7 protein-coding genes are annotated in these 11,332 nt (G+C 40.8%); 3 read left to right on the top strand and 4 right to left on the bottom strand.

The genetic code is table 11. The features are described from left to right. Nucleotides 1–146: 146 nt before the first annotated feature. Nucleotides 147–572, bottom strand: coding sequence for a hypothetical protein (locus ACXAH9_RS15400; RefSeq protein WP_474895747.1), 426 nt, complete (start codon nt 570–572; stop codon nt 147–149). A gap of 1,087 nt (nt 573–1,659) precedes the next feature. Between ACXAH9_RS15400 and ACXAH9_RS15395 the strand changes: the two genes are divergently transcribed. Then, nucleotides 1,660–2,958: a DUF418 domain-containing protein gene (locus tag ACXAH9_RS15395; protein WP_474895746.1), complete on the top strand. Its 1,299-nt coding sequence runs from the start codon at nt 1,660–1,662 to the stop codon at nt 2,956–2,958. Between the two features lie 108 nt (nt 2,959–3,066). Here ACXAH9_RS15395 and thrC read toward each other — a convergent pair whose 3' ends face one another. Genes thrC through thrA form a run of 3 tightly spaced genes read right to left on the bottom strand, consistent with a single transcriptional unit; the run spans nt 3,067 to nt 7,699 of the window. Further along, the gene (thrC, locus tag ACXAH9_RS15390; protein ID WP_474895745.1) at nt 3,067–4,338 is read right to left on the bottom strand and encodes a threonine synthase; all 1,272 of its coding nucleotides are present in this window, start codon (nt 4,336–4,338) and stop codon (nt 3,067–3,069) included. Then, a complete protein-coding gene (locus ACXAH9_RS15385; RefSeq protein ID WP_474895744.1) occupies nt 4,335–5,264 on the bottom strand; it encodes a homoserine kinase in 930 nt (309 codons plus the stop codon). Before ACXAH9_RS15385 ends, thrC begins: the two co-directional genes overlap by 4 nt. 5 nt (nt 5,265–5,269) lie before the next feature. Continuing rightward, on the bottom strand, nt 5,270–7,699 hold the full coding sequence (gene thrA / locus ACXAH9_RS15380) for a bifunctional aspartate kinase/homoserine dehydrogenase I (protein WP_474895743.1): 2,430 nt from the start codon (nt 7,697–7,699) through the stop codon (nt 5,270–5,272). 347 nt (nt 7,700–8,046) lie between these two features. Between thrA and ACXAH9_RS15375 the strand changes: the two genes are divergently transcribed. Both ACXAH9_RS15375 and pckA read left to right on the top strand, forming a co-directional pair. After that, nucleotides 8,047–9,534 carry a sodium:solute symporter family protein gene (locus ACXAH9_RS15375; protein ID WP_474895742.1) on the top strand — a complete coding sequence of 496 codons (1,488 nt, stop codon included), beginning with the start codon at nt 8,047–8,049 and terminating at the stop codon, nt 9,532–9,534. A 74-nt stretch (nt 9,535–9,608) separates the two neighbouring features. Then, nucleotides 9,609–11,225 (top strand): phosphoenolpyruvate carboxykinase (ATP), encoded by a 1,617-nt coding sequence (gene pckA / locus ACXAH9_RS15370; RefSeq protein ID WP_474895741.1) that lies wholly within the window; start codon nt 9,609–9,611, stop codon nt 11,223–11,225. Nucleotides 11,226–11,332: the final 107 nt, after the last annotated feature.

Here is an 11,332-nt window from a genome sequence, read left to right as displayed (position 1 = left end):
AAGTGATGAAATAGATTCCTGTATTGTTTTGAATCTTATAATTCCGGCTCATGCAATACAAGTTACAAACTTGTAAGAAAAGCTATCTTCTTCTTTCTTTTTCCGCAAGTTGCAAACTTGCGGTAGCGGGGGGAATTTAGTCTAAATCAAATAACTGTCTCTCCTAGATTCAAATCCGCTTTTGTGAACTGAATTGTTCTTCCTTTAGAACTTGTCACAAAGCCTTCAGAATTGCGCTCTACAAAACTCACCTCGAACTTGTCAAAATCAGACTCATTTGAAATTGAATTGACAACAATTCCAATTGCTTCTTTAGCAACCTCATTCAATGGTACATTATTATTTTGCTTCCCATTGATCAATGAAACCTCAATCACATGACTTGTTTTGCCATTAAACGACCTTGCTTTTATTTGAATGCCTGCATCTTCAAAATCTCCAATCTTCATTAGATCTGAAACAATAGAATCTAAATCTCTTTCGAATTGTGCTTGTTTAACTTCCGGTAGGGAACAGGAAAATGCTTGTAAGAGCACGAGAATACCAAATAGATCTATTAAAACTTTTTTCATCTCTACTATTTTAATTGAAGCTCCAATTTCTGAATCATTTCAGTAACCTTGTCTGATATATTCGATTTATCATTGGTTTCAATGTAAAAGTACCTCTTAATGAGATTATTGTTATCTATGAACCTAATTCTATATGCTCTGTATAGCACTTTCTTAATCGATTCAACTTTTGACCTTTCGACTCGGTATTGGCTAAATAGATTACTAATTAAAACTTCATTTGCATTATAAAAAATCAAGTTAAAACGAGATATTACATATACTGGAGGAACTAAAAATATCAATACAAATAAAGAAATGTAAAAAATTTGGTTGTCCCAAAATATTCCTAGAATTAAAGAAGTCAGCAAAATTGAATAACAAACGATTGGAATTATTATACCAAGTATTCTAGTATTCCATGGAGTCAACAAAATAAAGTCTTCTTTTTTAATTTTCTTAATCGTATTAATATTAATGAAAACTATCACAACTAGCATGATCACAGTGAGTCCGACATAGAATAATTTGGAGATGATTAATAAGTTTTGATTCAAATCAAAAGGATCAATAATTGATTGTAATAAACCAGTCAATGCTACTATCAACAATATGTATGCTATTCTAATCACTGCTTAGAGAGTTAATCAAAAAGAAGACCATTGAAAGTTTCACCTCCGGTAAATACTCCAGCCCCGTAAGTGGCTCCTAGTGAACCGCCAACAAAGAAACTACCACCTTCTGTACCCCACCCTGGCGCAAGCGTCCGCTTGTGCCTATGCTATAATGACAACATCAAGCAATCCTTTCCCTCCTGAATAATCAATTGCACTGCTCCAAGTCCAATGTAATTTCCATTCCTCAGAGTCCGCTTTCCCTCCACTCTACCCAGAGGTGACACTGAGGGGGTGGAAATGTAATCAACTTTCTGATCTATTACTCCTGAACTCCAAAGTTCAATTGGTTTATTGTGTTGTCGCCAAAACTGTTTGATCTCCATTCCTCGCTATTGGGTATGATGCTGTAATCTGGCCAGCTTTCGTTTGAGGTGTCCCTTCATTAATGCATACAAGATTTCGAACCAGAATTAGGTCCTAAATCATTATCCGTGAAAGTTTCTGAACCAGAGGAACTTAGTTACTTTTATAACTCTTTCAAATCACCTAAGATGAACCAAAGTCTATCTCCCGTCAAGTCTTCCGATCGAATCATGAGCCTTGATATCCTTCGAGGGGTTGCTATACTCGGCATATTAATTATGAATATCCAGAGCTTTGCAATGCCGGGGGCTGCCTACATGAATCCGACAGTTTACGGTAATCTGGAAGGCGTCAACCTGTGGGTTTGGATACTATCTCACATCCTGGCAGATCAAAAGTTCATGACGATATTCTCTATACTGTTTGGTGCAGGGATCATTTTGGTAACTGAAAAGGCAGAGTCAAAAAATAGGCGTTCGGTAGGTCTTCACTACAAAAGAACATTTTGGTTACTGATCATCGGCATCATTCATGCCCATATTATTTGGTATGGAGATATATTAGTTCCATATGCCATTTGTGCCTTATTTGTTTATTTATTCAGAAAGAAAAGCCCAGTAAGTCTGCTAATTGTGGGGGTGATTTTTATATCTGTCCACACGTTGATTTATGGTTTTTTTGGAACTTCGATGGAACACTGGCCAGATGAGGCCATCGCATCAGCCAAATCCAGCTGGATTCCCGACCAAAATGAAATTAAGAGCGAAATTGAAGCTGTTACAGGATCGATCAATGATCAAGTCAGGCATAACTCAGAATCGGCCTTATTTTTAGAAACACTGGTATTTTTAGTATTATTCCTGTGGCGAGCAGGAGGACTAATGCTGGTAGGTATGGCCCTCTACAAATGGAACATCCTGCAGGGCTTAAAGAGTAAAAAATTTTACCGGCGAGGATTGCTTATTTCCTGGCTTATAGGGTTTCCTATCGTGATCTATGGCTTAATTAAGAATTTCGAAAATACCTGGAGTTTCGATTACTCGATGTATTTAGGCTCACAATACAACTATTGGGGAAGTTTATTTATCAGCTTTGGTTACATATGCCTTATCATGCTGTTTAGCAAAACTCAAGCCGGCGTGTCCATTAAAAAACGTTTCGCTGCTATCGGTCAAATGGCCCTGACAAACTACATTTTACAATCCATCATCTGTGTGTTTATTTTTTATGGCGTTGGCTTTGGTTTATTCGGGCAGGTTGAAAGAAGCGTTCAACTACTTATTACATTCGGAATCTGGATCATTCAATATGCCTATTCTAAAGCATGGTTGGACCGATATCAGTTTGGGCCTTTGGAGTGGGTGTGGCGCTCCCTTACTTATGGTAAGGTTCAGACCATGCGAAAAGAAAACGATCAAGCTAGTTGAAAAGAAGGCTGAAAAATAGTTGCTGTGAGACGACATTAATCCTTGAGATAAATACGTGCCAGAGCGGCTCTTTGATGCTCGAAAGAACCTCGACAATAGGCTATTTTATCAAGACCTTAAGAATTCCTTAAACTGTTTATAATCCACTTTCATCTCTAATGATCGTTTTTTACGAGTCATCAGGTCTTTAGCAAAGTCAGGAATATTCACTTCCTGCCCTAAAGCCTCCTTCATGGTTGGCAGGAATTTGCAATAGTGAGCCGTCCCCAGGAACACACCTTCTTCGTCCGAATTATGCAGTGCTGCATAAGCGATCGCACTATGCGGGTCCAATAGGTAATTGTTTGCTTGATGGCATTCACGAATGGTTCGTTTAATTGCTCCATCATCCATTGTGAATGGTGCCAGGTGGTTTTTTATGTCCTGATAGCTCCCACCAAACAAAGAAAGCAATCGTTTGAAGTTGCTGGGGTCTGAAACATCCATGGCATTCGCAATGGTTTGGATCGTGTATTCAGGCTCATAATCTCCAGACAGTAGATATCTTGGTACCACATCATTTGCATTACTTGCTGCTACAAATTGCTTGATCGGCACACCCATTTTCATTGTCAGTATACCGGAGGTCAGGTTACCGTAGTTGCCGCTAGGCACAGCAATTGTCACATCATGAAACCCGTGTTTTAACGGTACATAGTAAAACAATGATTGAGGCAACCACCTCGCAATATTGATAGAGTTGGCCGAAGACAAGTGCATCTCTTTATTCAGCTGCACATCCGCAAATGCCTGCTTAACCAGGCTTTGGCAATCATCAAATGTGCCCTCAACTTCCAGCGCTGTAATATTTTGTCCCAGAGTAGTCAGCTGTTTTTCCTGAAGCGCACTTACTTTTCCCTTTGGGTAAAGTATGACCACCCTCACGCCTTCCACTCCTAAGAATCCATTGGCAACCGCCCCACCTGTATCCCCGGAAGTAGCTACCAAAACGGTCGTTTCTTTGCTATTGTTTGCATTGAAGTGAGCCAAGCACTCGGCAAGAAACTTTGCCCCTATGTCTTTAAAAGCAAACGTTGGTCCATGAAACAACTCCATGCAATGAATCTTGTCGTTCACCTGTACCAAAGGAATTGGAAAATCAAAGACCCTTTCAGTAATCTTAACCAGTTCGTTAGAATCAATATCTTCTTTGCAGAACTTACCCAGCACTTCCAATGCGATCTGCGATAACTCCATCTCAGGGATCTCTTTGATGAAATCTTGGGCTAGTCTGGGAATTTCTTTTGGAAAATAAAGCCCTCCATCATTTGGCAGGTTATTCAAAACAGCCTCCCTGAAAGAGACTTCAGATCCTTGTCCAGTGGTGCTTACAAACTTCATTTTCCTTCGATTATTTTACAACCGTGATCACTCATGCTGCTTTCAAAAAAATCACAGGTGATTCCCAGTTGACCATACAACCCCAGAATTTTCTTCTTTGCCTTTGTAAGGCATTCCGCATCCTCAAATAGCCCAAACATGCTGGGTCCGGATCCGGATATATTGAAGCCCACACATTCATGATCATGTGCGATGGCTTTCACTTCTTCATAACCTGGAATCAGGGACTTTCTGACTGGCTCAGCGATAAAATCCTGAATAGAAGCTTTAAGTCTGCTCCAGTCCTTCATATGCATCGCATGAACCAGGCTGGCGAGGTTTCCCCATTGATTGCGAGCAGTAGCTATATCTAAAGATTTTGGAACAATCCCTTTCGCTTCTGAGGTCTTAACCTCAACAGACGGACGCACGATCAGCACATGCAATTCGTCTGCGACGGGTAACGCAAAGTAGTCCAGAGGATGATAGCTTCGGATAACAATAAAACCACCCATCAGAGAGGGAGCCACATTATCTGCGTGGTAGCATTTGGATGCAAATGCCTCTCCCTCCAAAGCAAACGGCAATAATTCAGATGTCTTCAATGGATTGGGTAGCAATTGATTTACTGCATACACTGCTCCTGCTGCACTGGAGGCACTGGAGCCCAAGCCGCTTCCGGGTTTAAAGAATTTTTTGATTTGAAAATCAAAGCCTGCCTTTATGCCTATATGATCCAATAAAGCCTTGGCAGCTATGGTCGCCACATTTTGTTCAGGATCAAGAGATAAATCAGCTCCCTCTATCGATTGTAAAACCAGACGCTCATCACTTCTTTTCGAAACAATGATCTCTTCATAAACACCATCAAGTGCAAACCCAATGGTGTCATAACCGCATCCGACGTTTGCGACGGTGGCCGGAGCATGAACCTTTATTCTTTCCATATTCATCAGGAATCAGATTGAGCAATTCGTAATACATCCGCAAATATCCCGGAGGCAGTAACTTCCGCTCCTGCACCCGCCCCTTTAATGACTAATGGCTGCTCCGCATAGCGATTGGTGTAAAACAGCACGACATTGTCTTTTCCTTCCAGGTGATAAAACGGGTGAGTATCCGGTATCTCTTCCAAACTTACTTTTCCCTTTCCATTTTCATAAGATGCCACCACCTTTAACCGAGTGCCATTGGCGATTGATTTGTCATAGAGTTCTTTGAAATAGGATTCCGCCGATTCAATTTTTTCATAGAAATCATCCAGGTCAGTACTTTGCTGACAAGATGTTGGTAAAAATGAAGTCAATGCAATCTGATCCGCCTCCATTGGGTATCCACTCTCCCGAATCAAGATAAGCAACTTTCGCATCACGTCTTCTCCGGAGATATCAAGTCGTGGATCCGGCTCTGTATAACCAAGGTCTTTAGCCTTTCTGATTACATCAGCAAAAGGTTTCGACCCATCATATTCATTAAATAGGAAATTCAATGTGCCCGAAAGTACCGCCTGCAACTTATTCACCTGATCACCACTTCTCACCAGATCATGAAGGGTAGATAGTATTGGAAGTCCAGCACATACATTCGTTTCTATATAAAACTGGCTCTTGAATTTCTTAGCTACTCCCTTCAATTCCAGATACTCACCATAAGAGCGGGTTGCTGCTATTTTATTAGGAGTAACCACAGAAATGCTTTCCTTCAGGATATCCTTATACATGGACGAGATGTCAGCAGATGCAGTGATGTCAATGAAGACCGAATTTCTAAAGTTGAGATTCACCATGTGCTGAACAAAAGTTAATTTGTCAAACGTTTCTCCTTTGCTAAGATGTTTTTCCCACTTTAATAATGGAATTCCATCCTTTTCAAAAGCCATTTGCCGGGAGTTCGCCACACCAATCACTTTGATATTTAGATGGTGATGTTCTTTCAGAAAACCGAACTGCTTCTTCAGCTGACCCAAAAAAGCCTTTCCAACATTTCCCGTTCCAATGATAAACAGGTTGATTCGTCTGGTTAGCGATAAGAAAAAGCTTTCATGTAGCACATTCAGTGCCTTATCCAGGTCTGACTTGGGAATAATGGCAGAGATGTTTCGCTCTGAAGATCCCTGCGAAATTGCTTTGATGCTAATCCCGTTTCTGCCCAATACATTAAACATATTGCCACTTACACCTATTTGATCTTTCATATTAGATCCAATAAGAGCAAGCAAGGAGTAGCCATCTTCCACATCCATTGAGTCTAAAACCTGCTTTTCCTCAGAGCTGCTAAATTCCTTTTTTAGGGTTCGGATAGCAGATCGGGCATGTTTCGTTTCAACACCTAAAGTCACAGTCAAACCAGCGTTGCTATGGGTCATAAATGCAATTGGTATCTCTTTACCCGCCAAGCCACTAAATAATCGCGGGAAAAATACACCATTGTCACGCAGGGTACTTCCACTAATTGATAAAATGGTGACCTCATTAATACTTGAAATCCCTTTGATAAGGTGTTCGTCCGAGTAGTCATTGGAAATGAAAGTGCCTGGATTTTCGGGATGAAATGTATTCTTCACCCATACTGGAATTCCAGCCTTTAAAACCGGTTCAATGCTTTGAGGATAAAGCACCTTGGCCCCAAAGTAAGAAAGCTCCAAAGCTTCGTCGTAAGTCACCTGATTCACTGTATGTGAACGCTTCACTCGCTGAGGATCAGCGGTCATTATGCCATCTACATCCGTCCATATTTCGAGCGATTTTGCATTCAAAGTAGAGGCTATGATGGATGCGGTGTAATCTGAGCCACCTCTGCCCAGTGTTGTGGTCTCACCTGTAGTAGTTCCTGCAATGAAGCCTGGAAAGAAATTGACTTTCCTAAAGTCCTTCTCCACTTCTTTGAACCGGTTAGCTGTTTTTGCGAAATCAACATTTGCTGCACCAAATCGATGATCTGTGACAATCAATTTACGTGTATCATACCTGATTGAGTCTAGTCCCTGACTGACGAAGTAATCAGAAATAATGATCGAGGAAGCCAACTCTCCTGTCCCAAGAATAAAGTCCTGACTTTTTGAAGTAAGCTCCTTGAGCAGGTAAACGCCCTCACAAACTCTTTTGAGTTGGGTAAAGCAAGCTTGAAGTTCCAATGATTCCTTCTTACCTATTAGCGACTTATAAAGGGAGTAATGACGCTTTTCCAATTCTTCAATGGAATTCAAATACTCCTCCGCACCCCGTTTTGCTGTGTCGGCGATTTTCTGAAGTTCATCTGTGGTGCTGCCGATGGCAGAAACCACTACACATGATTTTGAATCGCGTACTTCCACAATGGCCTTCACCTGTTTGATGGCCTGTTCATTTTTGATAGAGGTACCTCCAAATTTGAATACTTGCATAGGCATGGCATAAAAAAAGCGCCATTCTGATTTAGAATGGCGCTTTTGGATACAATTTTTATATTTCAGCAACTACCATTCCTTGTGACAGGGATACCCGGTGGTACCTGTCGTTCTCGAAATAATAGTTGTTGTAATCGTTTTCATTCGAAACCAAAAGTAACATTGCCGGTGATGAATCAAAATAATCTTAACGGTTTTTATTGCAGAATGTCATTTTTCTCTTCTAATCTTCAAAATAGAAATGATAATAAAAGAAGATAATATCAAACCTTGAACTAAGAAAACATGGCTTATCGAGTAAATAGTATATTCATTATCTTGCGGCGGAATTACAAAAAATCGACATGACCTACCTTATTGTAACCATTGGATACATTTTGATTCTTGCTGGAATCATTATTTACAAAAGTAGAGGAGTAAAGAACGAAGAGGATTTTGTAGTTGCAGGCAGAAATGTGCCGGTTTATCTCTTAGTGGGCACATTGGTTACGACCTGGATTGGATCTGGAAGTTTATTTGGAACAGCTGGGCTCACCTTTCAGGTTGGATTCTCAGAACTGTGGTTCTCTTTAGGTGCATGGATTGGCATACTTGCTGTATACTTCATTGCTGCCAGGGTCAGAAGGATTTCTCAGTACACACTTACAGACATTCTTGAAAAAAGATACTCTCCTCTCGCACGACTGATGGGCACCATCACAATCATTGTGGCATACCTGGTTATCGCTGGTTACCAGTTTAAAGGAGGTGGAAGATTTCTTTCGATCCTTACAGAAGGTGGGATATCCGTTGAGCAAGGTACTTTAATAACCTTTTTAATCATCATTGCTTTTACATCACTTGCAGGAATGGTTTCGATTGTTTCGATTGATATTTTCAATGGAATTATCATGATCACTGCCATCATCCTTGCGGTACCATTCGCCATAAGTGGCTTTGGTGGATGGGACAATGTGGTGAACACGATCAATGAAGTAAGCCCCGATCACTTATCAATCATAGAAGGTCATGAACCTACTTGGTATATTGGTATTATGCTTCCTACCCTTATCTTAATGTTGAGTGAAAGTAGTGTATATCAAAAGTTCTCTTCAGCAAAAGATTCTAAAGCTGCCAGAAAGGCTGTCATGGGAATGTTTATAGGGGTCGTTGGTATTGAATTCCTGATGTGTCTTTTAGCAGTGGTCGGTTTCGCCATTTATGCACATGATCCAAGATTCTTCATGCCGGATGGGTCTGTGAATGCACCAATGTCAGAAGAAATCATATTACGAATAGGGTTTGAACAACTGCCTGCTTTTGTGGGGTCGCTGCTATTTGCCGGAGGTGCTGCTATTATACTTTCCACAGGAAATACTTTCCTGATGGTTACCTCTACAAACCTATCCAGAGATATTCTGGAAAAGTATTTTATCAAAGGAGCGTCTGATAAGACTAAACTTTTAATTCAAAGAAGTGCAATCGTCATCCTTGGATTCATCGCATACCTCATCATGACACAGTTTGAGGAGATTCTCTCGATGGCATTTATATCCTATACTATGATTGGAGCGGCATTAGCACCTCCATTGTTAGCTACATTCTTTTGGAAAAGAGTTACTAAACAAGGGGGAATTGCTTCCATTCTTGCAGGCATGCTTTCTGTGATTGTCATTGAAGTATTGAATAGAAGTGGGGTGGCTCTGGATCTTGGATTTATGTCTTTTCCATACGATTCCAAGATGGTTGCGATACCAGCACTTATAGCATCTGTCGTAGCATTAGTTGTTGTCAGCTTATTAACTAAGCCTACACCAAAAGAAATCGTTGATCCTTTTTTCGAGAAAGACTGAGTTCGAGTAACTTCGCGCAAACGTTTGAGTCCTATCTCAAATCAGGAAAAATTATTAAAAATACCCCATAAAAAATGCAAGAATACGGCGTAAAATCCAGCAAAAGTGATCTTTCTGACTTAGGAATAAAAGTAAAGGAGGCTCATTGGAATCTGAGCCAATCAGAACTCATTGAAGAAACACTGAAAAGCGGTGAAGGTGTACTTACTTCAACCGGTGCTTTAATGTGTGATACTGGCAAATTTACCGGTAGATCTCCAAAAGACCGATTTGTGGTTGAAGATGCAAAAACAAAAGATTCCGTTTGGTGGGGCAACATCAATATCCCATTCTCCGAAGAGAACTTTGACAAATTGTATAACAAGATGGTTAAGTTCCTGGAGGACAAAAAAGTTTATGTTCGCGAAGCATATGCCGGAGCAGACAAAACGCATAGACTAAGAGTGCGAGTCATTAACACCATGGCTTGGCACAACCTGTTTGCTTACAATATGTTCCTTCGTCCGGATGCGTATAAAGTCAAAGAATTCGATCCGAATTTCACCATCCTTTGTGTTCCGGAGTTTCAGGCCGACCCTGAAGAAGACGGTACCCGACAGTCGAATTTTGCAATTATCAACTTCACCAAGCGAATGATCCTAATCGGAGGTACCGCATACTCTGGTGAAATGAAAAAAGGGATTTTCTCCGTACTAAACTACATGCTCCCACACGAGCAAGGAGTGCTAAGTATGCACTGCTCTGCCAATATGGGTATTGAGCAGAAGGATACTTCAATTTTCTTCGGCCTTTCCGGTACAGGAAAAACTACGCTATCAGCTGATCCAAACAGACTGCTAATCGGAGATGATGAGCATGGATGGACGGAAAAAAATGTATTCAATTTTGAAGGTGGATGCTACGCCAAAGTGATTGACCTGACCGAAGAGAAAGAACCAGACATCTATAACGCGATCCGCTACGGAGCTATACTGGAAAATACCAGATTCAAAGAAGGCATCAGGGAAGTAGATTACGAAAACAAATCAGTAACCGAAAACACCAGAGCTTCCTATCCTATTCATCATATTAGAAATGCGATGGAACCATCTATAGGTGGGATTCCGAAGAACATTTTCTTTTTGACCTGTGATGCATTTGGGGTAATCCCTCCTATTCAGCGCCTAAATAAGGGACAAGCCATGTATCACTTCATCTCAGGATACACATCGAAAGTTGCTGGAACAGAAGCAGGAGTAACAGATCCAGAGCCTGTGTTCTCCGCATGTTTTGGAGCTCCATTCCTTCCACTGCACCCTACAAAATATGCTGAGATGCTTGGTGCAAAGATGGACAAGCATGAAGTGAATGTATGGCTGGTTAACACCGGGTGGACTGGTGGCCCATATGGAGTGGGTAATCGAATTAGCCTGAAATATACTCGTGCGATGATTACTGCCGCATTGAATGGACAATTGGATAATGTTGGATATCGCACGCACTCCATTTTTGGGGCGGAAATACCAACAACGTGCCCAGGTGTTCCTAACGCGATTCTGAGCCCACGAGAAACATGGAAAAATGATAAAGGTTTCTATGAAAAAGCAAATGATCTTGCTTCACGTTTTATTGAAAACTTTAAGAAGTTTGAGGACTTTGCCAATGACGAAATCATGGCGGGAGCTCCAAAAGAAAATACTAACTACAATTAGTTAGTAAATCAAAAAAGTATGAAACCCTGCACTAGCTAGTGCAGGGTTTTTTTATGTTCAAAAAACTTTACCTTCATACAACCTTTTTGTTCGACTTCCATCCTACC

The organism is Ekhidna sp. ABH4_415, from assembly GCF_056161305.1.
This window is presented reverse-complemented; position numbering and strand designations above follow the sequence as displayed.

Bases quoted from the DNA above. Each gene is read 5' to 3' on its own strand.
- thrC (WP_474895745.1), bottom strand. From the start codon at position 4,338: ATGAAGTTTGTAAGCACCACTGGACAAGGATCTGAAGTCTCTTTCAGG.
- thrA (WP_474895743.1), bottom strand. From the start codon at position 7,699: ATGCAAGTATTCAAATTTGGAGGTACCTCTATCAAAAATGAACAGGCC.
- ACXAH9_RS15375 (WP_474895742.1), top strand. From the start codon at position 8,047: ATGACCTACCTTATTGTAACCATTGGATACATTTTGATTCTTGCTGGA.
- pckA (WP_474895741.1), top strand. From the start codon at position 9,609: ATGCAAGAATACGGCGTAAAATCCAGCAAAAGTGATCTTTCTGACTTA.
- ACXAH9_RS15400 (WP_474895747.1), bottom strand. From the start codon at position 572: ATGAAAAAAGTTTTAATAGATCTATTTGGTATTCTCGTGCTCTTACAA.
- ACXAH9_RS15385 (WP_474895744.1), bottom strand. From the start codon at position 5,264: ATGGAAAGAATAAAGGTTCATGCTCCGGCCACCGTCGCAAACGTCGGA.